The sequence below is a fragment of the Ephemeroptericola cinctiostellae genome, from assembly GCF_003339525.1.
Classification (GTDB): domain Bacteria; phylum Pseudomonadota; class Gammaproteobacteria; order Burkholderiales; family Burkholderiaceae; genus Hydromonas; species Hydromonas cinctiostellae.
In genome coordinates, this window is the sequence record NZ_CP031124.1 from 2,324,345 (window position 1) to 2,343,328 (window position 18,984).

The window sequence follows — 18,984 nt, forward strand, 5'->3', positions numbered from 1 at the left end:
TCATCAAAAAAAGCTTAATGTTTTTTGATACTTTATTTTTTGATGCTTTATTTTATGGTCACAGCTCGATTTTGTGCGGGCTTTTTGCTCAAAATCACCAACTGAAACACCATAAAGTAAGTGATTACTGTTGTGATTTAACCCGTGCATCTTCTGACCAAACCGCATCCAACCATTCAACCCAATGCAACACAGGCACATTAGCGGCACTGGCGATTTGACCGATGCAACCGATGTTACTGCTCAACACGAATGCAACTTTATCCAGTTTCAAGTCATTGATTTTATTGTTTAACAACTGTTTTGACAGCTCAGGCTGTGTGATTGAATACGTCCCAGCAGAGCCACAACACAGGTGGGGGTTGATGCTCGGCGCAAGGCGCACGCCGATCTCAGTCAACAAACCGCTCACACTGCCTTTGAGCTTTTGGCCATGTTGCAAAGTGCACGGCTCATGGTAGGCCACGTATTTCGCTGCATCAGGCAAGGCTTCAATTTTTATTTGCAAAGCATCTCGCACAGCAGGGTATTGAGTCAAAATCAACTGAACCACCTCTGAAACATCGCGCACAGCAGTACTGACCTTTTGTGCAGATGCGGCCTGCGCTTCATCGTGTTTGAACAAATGACCGTACTCTTTTAATTGCACGCCACAACCTGAAGCATTCGACACCACCAAAGCATTCGGCTGCTTGGATAAAAACTCACCCCACATTTGAATGTTTCGCGCCGCCATCGCCCGTGCGCCCGCCGCATCGTCGGTGTGCGCCGCAATCGCACCGCAACAGCCATCTTGCACCGTCTGCACCGTCACACCCCACGCCGTCAACAATCGCATGGTCGCCCGATTGATGTTCGGCGACATGGTGTTTTGCACACACCCTTGGTGAACAACCACGGTTAAATCAATGGGCTCAAGAGCCAACGGTGCAGACACGGTTGATGCCGACCATGCCGCAGGTTTCAATTTGGCCGCATACGTTGCAGGCAATGCTTTTTTCACCACAGAAGCCGCGCGCCATAACACACCAAATAAGGCAGGACGCGTCAACACATGACGCAGCACCCCGAGTTTACTGCGTTCAGCCCACGCCCGCGTGTGATGTTGGCTCAAATGATCTCGCCCCCATTCCAATAAATGACCATACTGCACCCCCGATGGACACGTGGTTTCACACGAACGACAGGTTAAACAACGATCCAGATGCTGTTGCACCGAAGCCAAATCGGCTTGACCTTCGAGCATGTTTTTAATCTGATAAATCCGACCACGCGGACTGTCTTGCTCATCACCCAACACCCCATACGTCGGGCACGTGCCCAAACACATGCCGCAATGCACACAATCTTTGATGATGTCACGGGCATCCAACGCCGCCGCATCGTTTTTCAACGCATCGGTTAAATTAAGGTACATGGTGCATCTCCACGGTCGCATGACCCGCATGAGTTACAGTGTCAAAGCGATGTCGATTAAAAATATGTTTCGGGTCAAATTGCATCTTCAGCGCGGCTTGCACACGCTGCTCATTGGACGCTGCCAATGCTGTCGGGTACACACGCCCCGAAAGGGGAGTACGGTAGCACGTGGCATGACCGCCCGCTGCTTTGAATGGCATGGACAAATCCTCCACCGCCCACAACCAGCGCAACGCCCCACCCCACATTGCCAAGCCTGTGTCTGCATGCACCGTCAGACCATCCACGGCTGTGGGCAACACGGCACGCCACAAGGCATGTTCATCGCTTGGGCGGGCACTAAAATATGGCAGGGACTGCTCCTGCAACGCCCCCCAAAAAGCCACCGCCTCAGCCTCGTCAACACGAGCAAATGAACCACCCACGCACTCATATGCCCAGCCATCCAACATCACGACACCCGCACTGACTGCAGCCGCCATGCCCGCCAAACGCACCGTTAAAACCCCATTCAGCCACGCCGAACCTGTGACCGCAATCGGTTTCACCAAAAAGCGGCGACACAACACTTGCGCTGAACGAAAATCACAGCTCAAACGCAGGGTCAACACCGCCTTCGGCTGAGGCAAGACCTTCAGCGACACCTGCGTCATCAAACCCAAAGTTCCTCTGCTGCCCACCAACAGGCGAGACAAATCATAGCCCGCCACATTTTTCATGACCTGCCCACCCAACTTAAGCAACTCGCCTTGCGCATTCAACAGGTGTGCGCCGAGCACATAATCCCGAATGCCGCCGACATACAAACGCGCCGCGCCCGTCAAACCTGCATTGACCACGCCGCCCACCGTTGCCCCCTGTGCCACGAAAGGGGGCTCAAAAGGTAAACATTGTTGTCGCTCATCCAATGCACGCACCAACTCCGCCCACGGTGTGCCCGCCCGAACCGTCACCACCAATTCGGTGGGTTCGTAGCTGACAATGCCCGTGTGTGCACGGGTGTCCAAAACATCGCCCACACACGTGCCGTAAAAATCTTTCGTCCCCGCGCCGCGTATGCGCAACGGCGTTCCACTGGCCTGCGCCTCATGAATCCGCATTTGCCACGCGCTCACTGTGTCGCTCATCTCAACATTCATTTAGAACCTCGGTAAATCAGGAAAAGGCATCTCGCCATGGTGCACATGCATGCGGCCAAATTCAGCACAGCGGTGCAAAGTCGGAATCGCTTTATCTGCATTGAGCAAACCAGGGGGATCAAACGCCGCCTTCACCGCCCACATCGCACCGCGCTCCTCATCTGTAAACTGCATGCACATGTGGCCAATTTTCTCCAACCCCACACCGTGCTCACCCGTGATCGTGCCGCCCAAAGCAATCGACGCTTCTAAAATTTTCGCACCGAAATGTTCCGCTCGCTCCACTTCATCGGGATCTGCACCATTGAACAAAATCATCGGGTGCATGTTGCCATCGCCCGCGTGAAACACATTCAAGCATTGCAAACCAAATTCTTGCTCCATCGCGGCAATTGCCGTTAAAATCCGCCCCAAACTTTTACGCGGAATCGTTCCATCCATGCAGTAATAATCAGGCGCCAGCCGTGCGGCAGCAGGAAATGCCGATTTCCGCCCTGCCCAGAACTTCAACCGCTCGGCTTCATTTTGCGAGACCTGCAAGCGCGTGGCGCCCGCTTCTCGCAATATTTGACTCATCGCCGCAATCTCTTGCGCCACCACATCGGGCTCACCATCGGACTCACACAACAACAAGGCCGCCGCTTCCAAATCATAACCCGCGTGCAAATACGCCTCGACCGCCGCCGTGCTCGCCGCATCCATCATTTCTAAGCCTGCGGGAATCAAACCCGCTGCAATCACATTCGCCACCGCATCCGCCGCCGATTGCACGGTGGGGAACGACGCCAAAATCACCTCTGCGTGGCGTGGCTTCGGTACAAGTTTCACCCACACCGTCGTCACCACGCCAAGCATGCCCTCTGAACCGATGAACACGGGCAACAAATCCAAACCCACGGCATCAGGCGCCAGTCCACCCAACTCAATCACCTCACCACTCATCAACATGACGCGAACTTTGAGGACATTGTGCACGGTCAAGCCGTATTTCAAACAATGCACACCACCCGAGTTTTCTGCGACATTGCCACCAATTGAACAGGCAATTTGTGATGATGGATCGGGGGCGTAATACAAACCATGTACGGCTGCCGCCTCAGAAATCGCCGCATTGCGCACACCCGCTTGCACACACGCCACGCCATTGTCACCATCCACCTCAATGATGCAGTTGAATTTGCTCATCACCAACAGCACCGCGCCCGCGCTCGGCGTCGCTCCGCCCGACAGCCCAGTGCCTGCACCGCGCGTGACCACGCCGATGTTCAGCGCAGAGCATGCGCACAGCAACGCTTTTAATTGTGTTTCATTTTCAGGTAAGACCACACACAGTGGCAATTGTTTAAACATCGTCAGCGCATCCGCTTCAAACGGTCGCATGCGGTCATTTTGACTGATGATGTTCGCACTGGGCATGTGCGGTGCAAGTGCTCGCAACAAAGAAGACAGCGCAGAAGAGGTCACATCGGTGTTCATGGTGCACCCTTTAATCATGCTAAAAAAAAGCAATTCAATGCTTTTTTTAAATATTCGTTCATCGATTTGAAGTGAGGGCATTGATCTAACAACACAAAGCCTCATTCAAATCGAAACATCATTCTGGAAAAATCATCTGGAAAAAGTAAAACCTCACTTTTTCCTTTTTCCCTTAAAAATAATAAGCCATCACATAAGTCATGATACCAATAAACGTTGCAAAAATTAAACTGTGTTTCACCGTAAAGCGGAACAAATCTGATTCACGTCCCGCCAAACCAACTGCCGCTGCGGCAATGGCAATGGATTGTGGTGAAATCATTTTGCCCGTCACACCGCCTGTGGTATTGGCTGCCACCAACAGCGTGTCATTGACACCGATTTGATGCGCTGTGGTTTGCTGTAAAGAACTGAACAATGCATTCGATGAGGTGTCCGAACCCGTCAAGAACACGCCCAGCCAACCAATGAACGGCGAAAAGAAGGGGAACATTTTACCCGTACCCGCCAACAACAATGCCAAAGTCGATGACAAACCCGAATACTTCGCCACGAAAGCAAAAGCCAACACCATGCCAATCGATAAAATCGGTTTCTTCAACTCGCCCACCGTTTCACCGAGCAATTGCACACCATCACGGGCTTTCATTTTCAACAGCAACATGCTCAATAACGCCGCAATAAAAATCGCCGTACCCGTCGCAGACAACACATCAAATTTCAAAATCGCATTGTAAACAGGCTCTGCTGGGTTGGTGATCGGCGCAGCGGTGGCAACCATTTTATGCAAACCTGGGATTTCATACTGAATCACGGTGTCATACAGCGCACCGCCTTTGGCAAACATGGCTTTGAATGGTTTCAATGTCCAAATGCTCACCATAACAGTCAAAATGACAAAAGGCATCCACGCTTTAACCACTTCACCAGCAGTATGGCGGTGGGCATCAACAGCGGTTTTTTCAACATTTTCAAAACGGAAAATATTTTTAGGCTGCCAAAATTTCAAGAACACAGTCAAACAAATCAAGCTGACCAAAGCCGAGGTGATGTCTGGTAACTCAGGGCCAAGCAAATGCGAAGTGAAATACTGTGTGACTGCAAATGAAATGCCCGCCACCAACAACGCTGGCCAAGTTTCACGAATGCCTTTGATGCCATCCATCATTGCAATCAACCAAAAAGGCACGATTGTGGCCAAAATCGGCAATTGCAAACCAACGACCTTACCAATTTCAACAGGATCGATGTTGGTGATTTTACCCGCCGTGATGATGGGTACACCCATCGCACCGAAGGCCACAGGTGCGGTGTTGGCAATCAAGCACAAGCCTGCTGCGTACAAAGGATTAAAGCCCAAACCAACCAACAAGGCTGCAGTAATCGCCACGGGTGCACCAAAGCCCGCTGCACCTTCAAGGAAAGCACCGAAGCAAAAGCCGACCAAAATCATTTGTAAACGCTGATCTTCAGTGACGGACAAAATGGACGAGCGAATCACATCAAACTGACCCGTTTTCACCGTGATTTTGTACAAAAACACTGCGGCAATGATGATCCACGCAATCGGCCACAAACCATAAGCAAAACCATAACCTGCTGCGGCGAACGCCATGTTCACTGGCATTTTATAAAAGAACAAAGCAATCACCAGCGCGATGGTGACGGTCAGCGTGCCTGCGACGTAACCTTTTAGACGAAATACCGCCAAAGCCAAAAAGAAAAAAATGATCGGAATGGCTGCAACGAGCGAGGACAGCCACAAGTTATTGAGGGGGTCATACGATTGGATCCATGGGGTCATGGTTTGTCTCCTGTGTTTTATATATGAATTGAAGCTGTCGCATTATATGCCCGCCAAATTTGCATAAAAATGATATAAAATCATAGAAAACATTCTATTTTGGAATAATTATGAACATCCGAGCCATGCGTGCGTTTGTCGAGTTGGTCAAACAAAAAAGCGTCACTGAAGCCGCCAATGCCCTGTGCGTGACCCAGCCCACGATCAGTAAACTGGTCAAACAGCTTGAATTGGAATTGAATTTACCTTTAATGATTCGGCATGGGCATAAATTTGAACTCACACCCGCTGGGCAGCTGGTGTTTGACCAAGGCTCGTCCATCCTCAAACAGATGAAACACTTAAACGAAGCCGTCAATGAGTTTCACACACAAGAAACAGGTATTTTGAAACTGGGCATGCCGGCCACAGTGGGCAGTTTCTTTTTTAATGAGATTTTGAGCACATTTCATGCACGTTATCCGCGCATCCAAATACAGCTCATTGAAGATGGCTCCGAAGTGGTCGCACCGATGGTGCTGTCAGGCAAACTGGATGTCGGCGTGTCCATGCTGCCCGTCACCACTGAACTGGCGACGCGGGCTTTTATTTACGATGACTTGTATTTTGTTTCGCGCAAACCGTCGGTGTGGCAACAGTTCTCAGAAGTGTATTTGACCGACATTCGTGATGCTGAATTTGTGCTGTTCAGTGAAAGCTTCAGCATCACCCAACGCCTGATTCACGGTTTCGCCATGCGTCAACAAACGCTGAAATTCAACGAACGCAGCGCCCATTGGAAATTCTTGGTGTCTTTGGTCGAAGCCAGTGACCGCTGCACCGTGCTCCCAACCACCATGGCCAATGAACTGGATGACGCTGTTTTTCACAAAGCGCGCATCCTTGATGTGGAGCAAAATTGGCATTTGGCGATGGTCTGGTCAAACACCCGTCACATCAGCCGCCCATTGCGGGTATGGCTGGAATTGTGCGAGGCCATGTTACCGCGGGTGATTGAAAAAAGCTAAGACGTTCGAAGTGGTTCTGTGTTTCAGCATGCCGTCAACAGCAGTGGACAATTGAAGTGGGCATCACCTTGGACAACCTGCGGCATGGCTTGTATCAGGGGCTAGGTGACAGGTTTCGCTCTCGGAATCCATCAGTGCGTAATGAAAAAATGACCATCAATGGACACCACAGACCATCATTTCAATGCGTCGGCTTTCCGTGTGATGCCACCATGTTTGACATGACTCAAACACTCCCAAGCAACTTAAACAACTTCAATTCAGATCAAAAAATCACCACACGTAAACAGTGAACAACAAAGGGCAAAGACAAAGGGCAAACATTCATTTTGATTCTTGAAAAGAATGCGCCAATGCCCCCAAATGTTCAATGTCTGTTTCATTAAACGCCTTGCCGAATGAAGAACAATTGATGCGCAGCGCATGTTGATGGGTTTGCTTTAACGAAAAGATAGAACCTGGAGCAAAAGAGATGCCGTGTTCTGCAAGCGCACGATCAAACAGCCGATTGGTGTCAATGTCTTCAGGCAATGTGACCCACAACAAGTACCCACCTTTAAAAAGGGTGACGCTTGTGCCTGAAGGAAAGTGCTTCAGAATCAAGGCTCTGACCACATTGGAGCAGTCTTTATAGTATTCACGCAATTGACCAAGTGTGGTATTAAATTTCCTTGGGTAAATTTGAGAAATGATGCGTTGGGTGAGCTCAGTACAACCAATGGATGTGGCGTGGTGTAAGGTTTTAATCTGCTCATGCACAGCGGCACCATTGATGAATCCGATGCGCAAACCAGGAGAAATCAACTTGGACAAAGAGCTGCACAAAATCACGTTGTTGTGTGTGTCCTTGGCCTTTAATGGGGGTGGGCGGCAATCCATTAAATCATGCGGCGAATCATGCGGCAACTCTCCAAAGGTGTCGTCTTCGACAACAACGATTTGGTTTTGATAAAACGTTTCAAGTATTTTAGAGCGTTCGCTTGGCTTAATTGAGCAACCTGTTGGATTTTGAAAATTGGCTTGCAACAAGCAGGCTTTAATGACGATGTTCTCAGACATTGACTGCTCAATGACTGACACGAGGTGTTCATGCTCTAGGCCATGATTGGGATCAATGGCAATAGAAACGACATTCAGTTTTAAACTTTCTAATATTTGCAAAAAACCAAAATAGGTCGGTGATTCAACCAAAACCCAGTCACCACTTGTGGTTGTGGCTTGTAGTGCCAATGTAAGCGCATGTGTCGCCCCATTGGTCATGAGGATGTCCTCAGCCTTTAATTGACAACCTAGTTTATTGTAGCGGCTGGCAATTTTTTTCCGCAATTCAAAAAGACCTGCTCCTAAAGCATATTTAGTTAACACACTCGGATTTGATCGTATGACTTTGTAGCTGGCGGCTTGAAGCTCACGGGTTGGATACAGCTCTGGCTCACCTGTTGCTAAATCCATTCGAACCTTTGCCTGCTTAGAATTTTCAGCCCAACGTCGTATGATCGTTGCACGCTGCGTCAACTCTTTATCATGGCTAAAGCTGAAGGTCCCTGCATTTGAATGTGTGGAGGCTTTGGGGTGACAAACAACATACCCACTTTTTTGTTCGGCAAAAATGACGCCCAAATCTTCTAGGGTTTGCAATGCCTTGTAAGCGGTATTGATGCCCACTTGATACATTGAAGCCACTTCCCTAATGGACAAAAAAGGCTCGCCAGTACGGTAAGGCGCGTTTTGAATAAGCGCTTGAAGGTCAATGGTCAGCCTTTCGTGTTTCTTCATCATATGATTTCTGTATCTTCTGTATCTTCTATTAACGGCTGATCTGTGTCTGTCCATTATATCCACATCACTCTAAAATCCAGTTGTGATTGGTCAATTATTCATTTGCTCAATTGCTCATGCGCTCATTGTTCGTAAAAACAAAGATTTGGGAGCTCTGGTTAAAAAAGCAATATTTTTCCCGAGGATTTAACTGTTTTTAACTTCAGAAAATGGCACATGCGCACGATGATTTCAGTCCAAAGATGAGTGAAGTGGTCGTTGGATCATCATGGTTTTGGAAATAAACGCTTCATATAAAAAGGCACATTATGTTTAAAGATTTTTCAATATCAGCAGTCATTGCTGGACTCATTGCGGTGGCAATCTCATTTGCAGGGCCATCGTTGATTATTTTTCAAGCAGCTGATTTGGCGCACCTTGATTTTGCCCACACAAGTTCATGGATTTGGGCTGTGTCCATTGGCAGCGGCATTTCAGGTTTGCTGCTCAGTTTGAAATTTAAAGCACCCGTGATTACAGCTTGGTCCACACCAGGCGCAGCACTGCTGCTTGGGAGCTTACCTGCTTTCAGTTTTTCGGATGCCATTGGTGCTTACTTATTTGCAGCTGTGCTGATTATTTTTTTGGCTTGGAGTGGATTGTTTGACTCTCTAATGAAAAAAATCCCTAAGCAAATTGCAGCGGCCATGTTGGCGGGCATTTTGTTTCATTTTGCCTCGGATGTGTTTTCAGCCATGCCCAAACAAGCGATGCTGGCGGTGCCCATGTTTGCGGGTTTCATTATTTTGCGAAAATTTCAACCCCGTTACGCCATACTGGGGACATTATTGGTTGGGATTTTGATTGCGATTGGTCAAGGGTTGTTTCATTTTGAGAACATTGAATTCAGTTTGGCACAACCACTTTGGACAACACCCACTTTTTCGTTAAGTGCAATCTTCACGATCGGCCTGCCATTGGCTTTGGTCACCATGTCTGGACAATTTGTGCCGGGTATCGCGGTGATGCGCAATGCGGGGTACAACACACCATCGAAACCAATGGTTTTATTAACCACCATTTTTTCGGCCATTTTGGCACCCTTTGGCTCGCATGGCATTAACCTCGCCGCAATTACGGCCGCAATCTGCACGGGACGCGAGTCGCACGAAGACCCTTCAAAACGATACGTCGCTGGGATTGTCTGCGGATTGGCATACATTGTCATTGGTTTGTTTGGTGGGACATTGGTGCTTGCATTCACGGCTTTGCCCAAAGTATTGGTCTCGACGATTGCAGGATTGGCTTTGGTCGGTGCCTTAATGAACAGCTTGGCGGGCGCCATGCAAGACGACAGTGAGCGAGAAAGTGCACTGATCACATTCTTGGTTACGGCATCAGGCATGGTATTGTGGGGGCTGGGTTCACCATTTTGGGGGCTTGTGTTTGGTCTACTGACCCGCGCGGTTTTGCAATTTTCTGGTATTAAAGTGTTTAATCGTGTGGCATCAGAAATGAAATAAAGGCCATTAAGATTATAGGTTTAAACCGTTTACATAAAGCAGTACTGAGTGCTGCTTTATGTCTTTAAGACCTTAACCTTATAGCGCTCTTTTGTAAAGCATGCACCCTCGATGTAAAGTAAAACTGGCATTTGGTGATGAGCCTCGAATACCTGACACATCCGCGGCCCATTGTGGGTGTGTCTGGAATGATGTGAGGAGGTGTTACTGCTGCGAGTTACAAGAAAGGCTACCCAAATCACTTTTTTAATTTTTAATCATCATGCCATTGACAATATCAAAGGGTATCGCTTGATCTGAAAAAGCAAATGTACCCGTAGTTTGAACCTCTTGCGCTGCACGCATAAAAGCCCCCCAAGCCGCTCGACTCAATGAAGAACCTAAACTGATTCGATGCACACCTAAGTCCCCCAACTGGGAAACGCTGTAGGTCGTGCCTTTCAAGCCCATGACAACACTCACAGGTTTACTCACAGAAGCACACACCAATCGTATGGCTTCTGCATCAGGCAAACCTGGGGCAAATAACACATCCGCACCTGCCGCTTCAAATGCTTGCAATCGTCGAATCGTATCATCCAAATCAAATCGCCCATTTAAAAAATTCTCTGCACGTGCGGTCAACATAAATGGAAAAGGCAAGCTGCGCACCACCTCTGCGGCCGCAGCAATCCGCTCTACAGCGTGGTCGAAATCATAAATAGGCGATTCTTGCCGTCCTGTGGCATCTTCAATTGAACCTCCAACCAGACCTATTGCCACAGCCATTCGGATCGTTTCGGCCACTGCATCAGGTGTGTCACCAAAACCATTTTCCAAATCCGCAGACACAGGCAAATCAGAGGCGTCAACAATGTCATGTGCATTGCGCAAAATTTCATCGCGGGACAGCGCGTTCTCAGCATCCTTCCGGCCCAAAGCAAAAGCCAAACCTGCGCTTGTCGTGGCCAAAGCTTTGAACCCCATGCCAGCCAAGACGCGTGCTGTGCCAGCATCCCACGGATTCGGCATAACAAATGGCTGTAACCCTTGATGTAAATTTTTAAAAGAAAGCGCCTTATCCAATTGATTCATGAATTTTCCTTTCTAAATCCACTGCCCCACCGTAAACAGCACCAATCCAATCAACCCGCCAATCAGCGTGCCGTTGATGCGGATGTATTGCAAATCATTGCCGATGGCATTTTCGAGTGCGCTGTTGAGCCGTTCTTTGCTCCATGCATTCATCTGTGCGGTGAGCCATTCACGTATGTCATCTTGGTATTCGGTCAAACCAACTGCGGCGAGTTGAGCGGTTTTTTCAGTGAGGCGACTTTGCTGAATGGGGTCATTGATGTAATTTAGCACGACATCACGGATTTTATCAGCGAGCGGTTCAATGAATGGGGAATCATTTGTTGTGGCGTTGTCGAGCCATGTGCGGCTTTTGTCCCAAATGGTTTTGACCAGCTCTTCAGCAGTGGGCGTGCGCAACCAGTCGTGCACATGGTAAGCGAGCCAATCGTGCCAAGTGGCATCGTTGTACAATTTATCGCGCCAGCCGTCGGCATGTTTGGCAACCCAAACATGCACAGGGTGCTTGTCATCTGTTTGTACTTTTTCGGTGAAGTCTGCCACCCATGCCAAAGCTTTATCGATGATCCAGTCGTCAGCCCATTCAATGGCTTGTCCTGTGAGTTGATTTTTCATTTTGCCCCACCATGATGCATCGACGACTTCGGCTTTTTGTGCGGCAGTGGCCAGCTCTGTCAGCCACGGACGAACGCGTTCTTTCACGTCTTCGGCGGTGACAAATTCGTGCAGCGATTGCGCCATCGCATTGACCAGTTTTTCATCCAAACCTTGTGCGCGGGCAATGTCCATCAGGCGTGCAGTTGATCGCCCCAAACGATCACCACTCAAATAACGCGTCATGGCCTCTTGACTCCAGCCGATCAGCCGCTCTGGTGCGTCCACTGGGACGCGGCGCATCATCGCTTGTAAGACTTTGGGCAGGCGTTTGGCAATCACGGCATTGGTTAAATGCTGTTGGGCGTAAGCGTTGAGTCGTTCGCCCATTTTCAAACGCACGAGTTGCTCACTGATGACGGCGGGGTCAAGGAAATGTGTGCCAATGAATTTTGCCACGCCTTGGGCGAGCTGCGCTTGTTTGGCGGGCAAAATGGCGGTGTGCGGCAATGGAATGCCAAGCGGGTGGCGAAACAGTGCAACAACAGCGAACCAGTCGGCGAGCGCGCCAATGCAGGCGGCTTCGGCAAATGCTTTGATGTACCCCAAAGCCAACCACTCGGGGTGCTGTTTTTGTAGAAACAACATGAGCAACCACAACAGGAGGTTAAACAGCAACAAGGCCAAAGCCCAGCGGCGAACGGTGTGGTGTGTGTCAGCTGAACTCATGTTTATTCCAAATGATCAACATTAATAAAAAAAGCGCGATGAAAGGAATTGGCCAATTGAGCCTTGCTTGCCCTCACGCTTTTTGATGCTTGGTACGAGCCAAAAAACAAACACACCCTGCGCACGTGGCATGCATGAGCTCAGCCCCATCCACCCATTAATCCAACGCCATGACGCGGTGGCGTAAAAACACCGACAGACCAAACAATAAACTTGCCAAGCCCAGCATGGGTGCATTGCCCCAGCCGATGTACGGTGTCAAGCCTTGCATGCCCTGCACTTGCACTGTCGCGCTGACTGCCGCATCAGGGCGCAATTGCTGCGCCACCACACCCGATGCATCAATGTACGCCGACAGTCCTGTGTTGGTCGCAACAATCACCGGACGCGCCATTTCCAACGCACGTGCGCGAGACATGTACAGGTGTTGCTCTTGTGCCGTGCTGTGACTGACCGTGCCAAACCAGCCCAGATTGCTCATGTTCACCCACACATTGGGTGCCGCAGCATCGCCATTGCCCCATGCTTGAATCAGCTCTTCACCAAACTCATTTTCATAGCAAATGTTCACACCGATGCGGGTGGTTTGCCCTGCCACATTCAACTCAAATGGCTTTTGCGATTGACCGTAGCCGTAACCGCCGAGTGGAATTTTCATCGCATCAACGAACCACTGAAATCCCCACGGAATCATTTCACCAAACGGCAACAGGTGAATTTTGTCATAGCGCGGTGGATCAAGGGGGTCATCTTTTTCAGACAACCACATGGCACTGTTGTAAAACTCATGCTTCGCCTCATCAATGCCAACACCGCCCATCAGCACCGCTCGGCCACTCAAACGCGTGTGCAAAGCCTCCAAAGGCTCTATTGGCACTTGCGTCCACGGGTACGGCAAAGCGGTTTCAGGGAACACAGTCAATTGCGCGGACGATTGCGTGGCGTGCCGAATAAACAACAATGTGTTGCTCAACATCACCTGCTCATCAAATTTATTGGTCTGTGCCACATTCGGCTGAACAATGTTCACACTGATCGGTGCACCCGCTTTTTCGCCCCAATTTAACCCTTGCACAATCAGACCAACCACCGCCCACACCGCCATGCTCGCAGCCGTCAAAGCCAAACCTTTGACCTCACGCCGCCGCTCAATCGCACAACGCCCGACGAAAGCCAGCGCACCCGCACACATCGCTGCTGCAAAACCCACCCCATACACGCCAAAAATGGCAAACCAGCCCTTGAGCAGTGGATTGTCAATGTGTGCATACCCAGAAGCCAACCATGGAAAACCACCAAACACATAGCCCCGTGCCAATTCTGCCACCAACCACAATGCAGGAAAAGCCACAAGGTAGCTGGACACGCGCAACTCAGCAAAAAAACGCCGCCAAACACCCAAAGCCAGCATGTAATACACCGCCAAATACGATGACAAAGCGGTGATCGCCAATGCAGACATCCACGTTGGCAAACCGCCGACACCGTGCATGCTGAAATGCAACCAATACAGACCCGCACAAAACCATGCCAAACCAAACACAAAGGCAACTCGCGCAGGACGTGTCACATAAGGCAACAGCAACAGCATTCCCGCCAAACTGCCGATTTGCACGATGCCCAAGGGCTGTGGCGCAAAACCCAACGCCTGTACCATCCCCAACACTGCAGCCAGTGCATACCATCCCATGTGTTTTATATTCAATTTCACGCTTTACTCAAATTCTTTTCTAATTCATTTTTTAAAAAACAAGCAATTGAATGTCAAAGGACATCCAAAGACCGCTTGCTCATACAATTTTTACTGCCCTAAAACCCATAACAGACCTCACAACCAACCCGCCAATAATGCCCAGCCCTCAGGCCACGCCCCCAAACCACTGTCCGAATTGATGTGGCCACGATCACCCAAATTGACCAACGCACTGCCCCATGTTGTTGCACACTGCGTTGCAAACTCAAAAGAACCATACACATCGTTCGTACTCGCCACCACCACACTCGGAAAAGCAAAAGGACGCGAAGTAAGGGCTGAAAAATTCACACTCTGGCTTGGGAATGCCACACTTTGAGGATCTGGAGGTGCGACCAACACAGCACCTTTAATGGTGTGCTCGGTGCGTTCCGCCCAATGCGCCACCAATAAACACCCCAAGCTGTGCGCCGCAAACACCACATCCCCCTGTTGGCTCGACACGGCTTTTTCTAAACATTCAAACCAGTCAATGCAATCAGGCGACTCCCAATCGACTTGCATGACCCGCGTGCATTCTGGGTGCAAACGCTCCCATTCAGTTTGCCAATGGCCTGCGCCAGAATTGCCGTGCCCCGGCAGGATAAGAACTGTGCTCATGGTGTGTCCGTTAAAAATTCAGGGGACTCAAAACAATAAACGATGGGCTTTTTGCCCCCTGAACAAATGATCGGTCAATTATAACGATTTCTAGGATGGCTTTTAAGCTTCTGCCAAAAAGAAAACACAGTACTTTGCTCATGCACTCAAAATCAACAGCCCACATCAGGCGATCAATGCCAGCCCTTCACAACACACAAACGAGCAAAAGGGCTTGAGCAAAGCCCAAACCCTTCATGTTCTTATGTTTGTGTCCATCTGTTCATGAACCATCACAGCTCACATCACGGGCTCAATATGACGTATTGCGTCACCCCATCACGTTGCACCAGCAACAGCACACGCCCAGTACCCGCCCCCACGATCCGATTGAACTCACTCGGGGTATTCGCTGCTGCATTGTTCACCTGCACAATCACATCGCCTTCACGCAAGCCTGCGCCCGCCGCCAAGCCTTCAACCTTGGCAATGCGCACACCCGCTTCAAGTTGTGCTTGCTTGAGTTCGCTGCTGGACAATGGCTCAACCGTCAAACCCAATCGATCGACACGCGAAAGTGTACTGTCTGAACCGCCTGAGCCACTCGAATTGCTTTTATCCACCGAGGCTTCACTCACTTTTTTTGACACATCCGAACCGACCGTCACATTCAAGTCAACGGCCTGACCTTGTCGCCACACTTCAAATTTAAATGCTGTACCTGGTGTGCTGTTGCCGATCACACGAGCAAAATCAGCGCTGTTGTCCACCTCATGACCATCCACTTTAAGCACCACATCACCCGCCCGCAATCCTGCATTGGCGGCCGATGAACCTGCCTCCACCGTTTTAATCATGGCACCCGATGCTTTGGACAAACCCAATGCTTTGGCAATGTCTTCGTCCACATTGCCAATCGCCACGCCGATTCGACCTCGATTGACTTTACCTGTGGCGCGAATTTGATCCGCAACTTTTAACGCCTCATTGATTGGAATCGCCAACGCAATGCCCGCGAATGAACCACTGTTTGATAAAATTTGGCTGTTGATGCCCACCACTTCACCCGACATGTTCACCAAAGGCCCGCCCGAATTACCAGGATTAACGGCGGCGTCGGTTTGGATAAACGATTCATATTCGCCCGTATCGCGTTTAATCGCACTGACAATGCCCGCTGTGACCGTATTTTTCAGGCCAAAAGGCGAGCCTGCCGCCATCACCCATTGCCCCACTTTGATCTCATCCGAATTGGCGGTGTTGAGAAAAGGTAAATGTTCGCCTTCAATTTTCAACACGGCGACATCGCTGCGTTCATCGCTGCCAATGACTTTGGCTTTGAATTCGCGCTTGTCGTTGAGCGACACAACGATGCTGCTCGCGCCATCCACCACATGGTGATTGGTTAAAATATAGCCATCTTCGGACACGATGAAACCTGACCCCACACCACGAGGCTGCTCACGGCCTTCGCCTTGAGGTTGTGTATTTCTCTGTGCACACATGGGGAAATCAGGCCACATTTGACAAATCGGATCGAACCCAGCGCGTGATTGAGATTGCACCTTTTCCGCAGTGCTGATGTTAACGACCGCGGGCGCAATTTTATCCACCAGCGGCGTAAAATCAGGCAAACCCGTCACCAACGGCGCAGCAGGTGTTTTCGCTGGTGTGGCAATGCTGGATTCAGGCGCGGGGGCTTTGGCCTCTTTCTTTTGCCCCGAGCAGCCCAACAAAATGCCTGCCGTCAATGTCAAGGCAATGGCGCGGTTTACATTTTTTAGAACAACATGCATGTCTACTCCTTCAATCAAAATCAATCCAACACATGAAAAACAATATGGAGGCTTATTTAAACATCACAAGGGGGATAAAATATGCGCATTCACTAAGGCAAGACCTCATCAAAAATGGGTAACAAATAGGTGTTTTTTAACTTTGAATGTTAACGCTTATTTTTAAACAACTTGTATATTATATTTTTAAAGGGAGTTTCATATGAAGAGTAGCGCGGATTTTAATTTGATATAAATTTTAATTTAATTTGATACACTCAATTATGGCTTAAGTGAGCATATTTTGATATGTCATTTTTTAATAAAAAACCTCACCAATTTCAGTGAGGTTTTTTATTAAAGCCGATTATTTGCAAGTACGTTGTAATTTGGCTTGAGCAAACGTAGTGTCCCAAGTACACGGAGGCTTGCCCATCTTGTTCTCTTCATCCCAGCGTTGGATGATTTCTTGAGTAGTCCAACCCTTTGCTTGCAAATATTTAAAGTCGTTGGCATTGTATTGTGGGTGTTGTTTGATGTCCATTTTAACGCTCCTTTGTTTTGATGACACCAGTGTCGCGCTCCAACAGTCGGAAGTCGAGTGCTTTATCCATCAGTCGCTACTATCTGACACTATCAACTTATACCCTCAATTAAAGCCCTGTTAAACGGGTTTTAATTACCTATTTAACAGCACTATTTATCAGCTACGGGTAAAACATAGTTACTAATCAGCAACTCGACCACGTCGTTGATGCTGTCTCTGCAAATGCTGTACTGCGTCGCGACCTCTTTGATGTGGAAGTCGGCGAATAGCTCGCGTATTTGCGGCGTATCGTTAATGCTCATAATAAATTTGCCTTTGACCTGAAGCAATAGGTCACGCAGTACAGCGAAGTCATCCTTACCGAATATGCCTTTTCCATAGACATTCTCACAGTCCCAATATGGCGGATCGATGTAGAAGAATGTATTGGGCTTGTCTAAACTTGGAATCAATTTGGCGAATGATCGGTTCTCAATCCACACGCGTTTCAGTCGTTCGTGCGCATCTTTGATATCTTGCTCGAGCAGAGTTAAGTTGAGACGTGAGCCACGCGCTGCGCCAACGCTAAAACATTGCCCGACAATCTTGGCTGCATAAGATGTGCGCAGCATGTAATAGAAGCGCACAGCCCGTTGAATATCGGTCAAGATGCGTGTAGGTGTTGCCATAAACGTATCAAACTGGTCACGACTGACCAACACTTGCTCAAACGCATCAATAAATGCAGCGTGATGATGCTGAATGACTTTGTACATATTGGTCAAGTCGCTGTTGATGTCGTTAATTACTTCAACTTTTGACGGTGGCTTACGAAATAACACCCATGCTGCACCTGCGAACACTTCGACATAGCAGTGGTGCGGTGGGATGAGTGGGATGATGGTGGCAGTCAGTTTAGACTTGCCTCCGACCCAACTAATTGGGGATTTTGGGCGGGTTTGGTTGTGTGCCATGAGATACCTCCGATGGTTTGGCGGTGCTCGATGTGGCACTCAGTTGGTTGATGCACTTACATTTTGTGCATTTGATTTGAAACTCTACTACTTGGCCGAAGCCCAATTTTCTGTTGCATTGATAGCAACGATATTCTCGTCCTTGCATTTTTAGCACCATAAGTCATGACAAGGTTACAATAACGTCGCCTGTACAGGTGGGGCGTGCCTTGCCGTTGGTGCTGGTCTGTTCAGCTAAAACGGGGCGGTGGGGTTGCTTCCAACAACTCTGCCGTCGCCGTCTCTTTTTTTATTGCTCGTTTACATCATTATCGATATTGTCACCACCCAAATCGTCATCTTCTATATAGTAGTCTGCGACTTCGCAGTTGCGGCGGCCACATTTTTGGCAAACGGTGTGCGTCAACTTATAGTGCCACACCACACGGCCATGGCAATATCCGCACATCATCGGTATGCCCCTCGCCCAAATAAGCGCACCGAGCAGTACATCAACCACTTGCGCCAGCGCGGTACACCCAACACGCCCATCGCTTCACAAAACACCTCATCTGCCCATTTTTTTGAGCCTATCGCGTTGGTGTACAGATAGTCGTGCACAATGGCGGCTTTGGCGTATTTACCATGCGGTGGAAAGATTGACCAAAGCGCACGCGGTACACTGGTTAAATCGGTGACGTAGCCCGCTGGCACTTGAATTTTATCGACCACCAACGACCAATCATCCAGTCCGATCAATATGCCAACTGAAGTTGGAGAGACATGGTTCGTCCAATATTCAAACGGCTCAACCAACCGCCAACGGTAATTGTCGAGCAGCTCTAAAACGGCAGGTGATGTGAATTGGCTCATGA

The 18,984-nt window shown here is 49.2% G+C and carries 16 protein-coding genes; 2 read left to right on the plus strand and 14 right to left on the minus strand.

Going from position 1 to position 18,984, the window contains the following annotated elements; all coding sequences use genetic code 11:
• Positions 1-124: 124 nt before the first annotated feature.
• From glcF to DTO96_RS10550, 4 genes are all read right to left on the minus strand, one after another.
• A complete protein-coding gene (glcF, locus tag DTO96_RS10535) occupies positions 125-1,417 on the minus strand; it encodes a glycolate oxidase subunit GlcF (RefSeq protein WP_157964414.1) in 1,293 nt (430 codons plus the stop codon).
• Positions 1,407-2,546: a glycolate oxidase subunit GlcE gene (glcE, locus tag DTO96_RS10540; protein WP_114563456.1), complete on the minus strand. Its 1,140-nt coding sequence runs from the start codon at positions 2,544-2,546 to the stop codon at positions 1,407-1,409. Before glcE ends, glcF begins: the two co-directional genes overlap by 11 nt.
• Before the next feature lie 12 nt (positions 2,547-2,558).
• Positions 2,559-4,034 carry an FAD-linked oxidase C-terminal domain-containing protein gene (locus DTO96_RS10545; RefSeq protein WP_225972492.1) on the minus strand — a complete coding sequence of 492 codons (1,476 nt, stop codon included), beginning with the start codon at positions 4,032-4,034 and terminating at the stop codon, positions 2,559-2,561.
• A 172-nt stretch (positions 4,035-4,206) separates the two neighbouring features.
• Positions 4,207-5,838 carry a lactate permease LctP family transporter gene (locus DTO96_RS10550; RefSeq protein ID WP_114563457.1) on the minus strand — a complete coding sequence of 544 codons (1,632 nt, stop codon included), beginning with the start codon at positions 5,836-5,838 and terminating at the stop codon, positions 4,207-4,209.
• A gap of 110 nt (positions 5,839-5,948) precedes the next feature.
• Here DTO96_RS10550 and DTO96_RS10555 point away from each other — a divergent pair, with 110 nt between their 5' ends.
• Positions 5,949-6,845 carry a LysR family transcriptional regulator gene (locus DTO96_RS10555; RefSeq protein ID WP_114563458.1) on the plus strand — a complete coding sequence of 299 codons (897 nt, stop codon included), beginning with the start codon at positions 5,949-5,951 and terminating at the stop codon, positions 6,843-6,845.
• 324 nt (positions 6,846-7,169) lie between these two features.
• Here the strand turns inward: DTO96_RS10555 and DTO96_RS10560 are convergent, their stop codons facing one another.
• Positions 7,170-8,624: an aminotransferase-like domain-containing protein gene (locus tag DTO96_RS10560; RefSeq protein ID WP_192878985.1), complete on the minus strand. Its 1,455-nt coding sequence runs from the start codon at positions 8,622-8,624 to the stop codon at positions 7,170-7,172.
• 308 nt (positions 8,625-8,932) lie between these two features.
• Here DTO96_RS10560 and DTO96_RS10565 point away from each other — a divergent pair, with 308 nt between their 5' ends.
• The gene (locus tag DTO96_RS10565; RefSeq protein WP_114563460.1) at positions 8,933-10,126 is read left to right on the plus strand and encodes a benzoate/H(+) symporter BenE family transporter; all 1,194 of its coding nucleotides are present in this window, start codon (positions 8,933-8,935) and stop codon (positions 10,124-10,126) included.
• A gap of 246 nt (positions 10,127-10,372) precedes the next feature.
• Here the strand turns inward: DTO96_RS10565 and DTO96_RS10570 are convergent, their stop codons facing one another.
• The 9 genes from DTO96_RS10570 to DTO96_RS10605 all read right to left on the minus strand — a co-directional run bounded on the left by DTO96_RS10570 (position 10,373) and on the right by DTO96_RS10605 (position 18,982).
• Positions 10,373-11,200: an isocitrate lyase/PEP mutase family protein gene (locus tag DTO96_RS10570; RefSeq protein WP_114563461.1), complete on the minus strand. Its 828-nt coding sequence runs from the start codon at positions 11,198-11,200 to the stop codon at positions 10,373-10,375.
• Between the two features lie 12 nt (positions 11,201-11,212).
• Complete coding sequence (locus DTO96_RS10575) at positions 11,213-12,523, minus strand: DUF445 domain-containing protein (RefSeq protein WP_114563462.1); 1,311 nt, start codon at positions 12,521-12,523, stop codon at positions 11,213-11,215.
• A gap of 157 nt (positions 12,524-12,680) precedes the next feature.
• Positions 12,681-14,234, minus strand: coding sequence for an apolipoprotein N-acyltransferase (lnt, locus tag DTO96_RS10580; protein ID WP_157964415.1), 1,554 nt, complete (start codon positions 14,232-14,234; stop codon positions 12,681-12,683).
• 117 nt (positions 14,235-14,351) lie between these two features.
• Positions 14,352-14,876, minus strand: coding sequence for an RBBP9/YdeN family alpha/beta hydrolase (locus DTO96_RS10585; protein WP_114563464.1), 525 nt, complete (start codon positions 14,874-14,876; stop codon positions 14,352-14,354).
• A gap of 284 nt (positions 14,877-15,160) precedes the next feature.
• The gene (locus DTO96_RS10590; RefSeq protein WP_114563465.1) at positions 15,161-16,651 is read right to left on the minus strand and encodes a Do family serine endopeptidase; all 1,491 of its coding nucleotides are present in this window, start codon (positions 16,649-16,651) and stop codon (positions 15,161-15,163) included.
• Between the two features lie 346 nt (positions 16,652-16,997).
• The gene (locus tag DTO96_RS12795) at positions 16,998-17,174 is read right to left on the minus strand and encodes a hypothetical protein (RefSeq protein ID WP_192878986.1); all 177 of its coding nucleotides are present in this window, start codon (positions 17,172-17,174) and stop codon (positions 16,998-17,000) included.
• Positions 17,175-17,326: 152 nt separating this feature from the next.
• Positions 17,327-18,130 carry a DNA adenine methylase gene (locus DTO96_RS10595; RefSeq protein ID WP_114563466.1) on the minus strand — a complete coding sequence of 268 codons (804 nt, stop codon included), beginning with the start codon at positions 18,128-18,130 and terminating at the stop codon, positions 17,327-17,329.
• A complete protein-coding gene (locus DTO96_RS13155) occupies positions 18,093-18,290 on the minus strand; it encodes a Com family DNA-binding transcriptional regulator (RefSeq protein WP_114563467.1) in 198 nt (65 codons plus the stop codon). Before DTO96_RS13155 ends, DTO96_RS10595 begins: the two co-directional genes overlap by 38 nt.
• 287 nt (positions 18,291-18,577) lie before the next feature.
• Positions 18,578-18,982, minus strand: coding sequence for a DUF1353 domain-containing protein (locus DTO96_RS10605; RefSeq protein ID WP_114563468.1), 405 nt, complete (start codon positions 18,980-18,982; stop codon positions 18,578-18,580).
• Positions 18,983-18,984: the final 2 nt, after the last annotated feature.

Excerpts from the sequence above, each read along its gene's own strand:
- glcF (WP_157964414.1), bottom strand. The coding sequence starts at position 1,417 with ATGTACCTTAATTTAACCGATGCGTTGAAAAACGATGCGGCGGCGTTG.
- glcE (WP_114563456.1), bottom strand. The coding sequence starts at position 2,546 with ATGAGCGACACAGTGAGCGCGTGGCAAATGCGGATTCATGAGGCGCAG.
- DTO96_RS10545 (WP_225972492.1), bottom strand. The coding sequence starts at position 4,034 with ATGAACACCGATGTGACCTCTTCTGCGCTGTCTTCTTTGTTGCGAGCA.
- DTO96_RS10550 (WP_114563457.1), bottom strand. The coding sequence starts at position 5,838 with ATGACCCCATGGATCCAATCGTATGACCCCCTCAATAACTTGTGGCTG.
- DTO96_RS10555 (WP_114563458.1), top strand. The coding sequence starts at position 5,949 with ATGAACATCCGAGCCATGCGTGCGTTTGTCGAGTTGGTCAAACAAAAA.
- DTO96_RS10560 (WP_192878985.1), bottom strand. The coding sequence starts at position 8,624 with ATGATGAAGAAACACGAAAGGCTGACCATTGACCTTCAAGCGCTTATT.
- DTO96_RS10565 (WP_114563460.1), top strand. The coding sequence starts at position 8,933 with ATGTTTAAAGATTTTTCAATATCAGCAGTCATTGCTGGACTCATTGCG.
- DTO96_RS10570 (WP_114563461.1), bottom strand. The coding sequence starts at position 11,200 with ATGAATCAATTGGATAAGGCGCTTTCTTTTAAAAATTTACATCAAGGG.
- DTO96_RS10575 (WP_114563462.1), bottom strand. The coding sequence starts at position 12,523 with ATGAGTTCAGCTGACACACACCACACCGTTCGCCGCTGGGCTTTGGCC.
- DTO96_RS10585 (WP_114563464.1), bottom strand. The coding sequence starts at position 14,876 with ATGAGCACAGTTCTTATCCTGCCGGGGCACGGCAATTCTGGCGCAGGC.
- DTO96_RS10590 (WP_114563465.1), bottom strand. The coding sequence starts at position 16,651 with ATGCATGTTGTTCTAAAAAATGTAAACCGCGCCATTGCCTTGACATTG.
- DTO96_RS12795 (WP_192878986.1), bottom strand. The coding sequence starts at position 17,174 with ATGGACATCAAACAACACCCACAATACAATGCCAACGACTTTAAATAT.
- DTO96_RS10595 (WP_114563466.1), bottom strand. The coding sequence starts at position 18,130 with ATGGCACACAACCAAACCCGCCCAAAATCCCCAATTAGTTGGGTCGGA.
- DTO96_RS13155 (WP_114563467.1), bottom strand. The coding sequence starts at position 18,290 with ATGGTGCTAAAAATGCAAGGACGAGAATATCGTTGCTATCAATGCAAC.
- DTO96_RS10605 (WP_114563468.1), bottom strand. The coding sequence starts at position 18,982 with ATGAGCCAATTCACATCACCTGCCGTTTTAGAGCTGCTCGACAATTAC.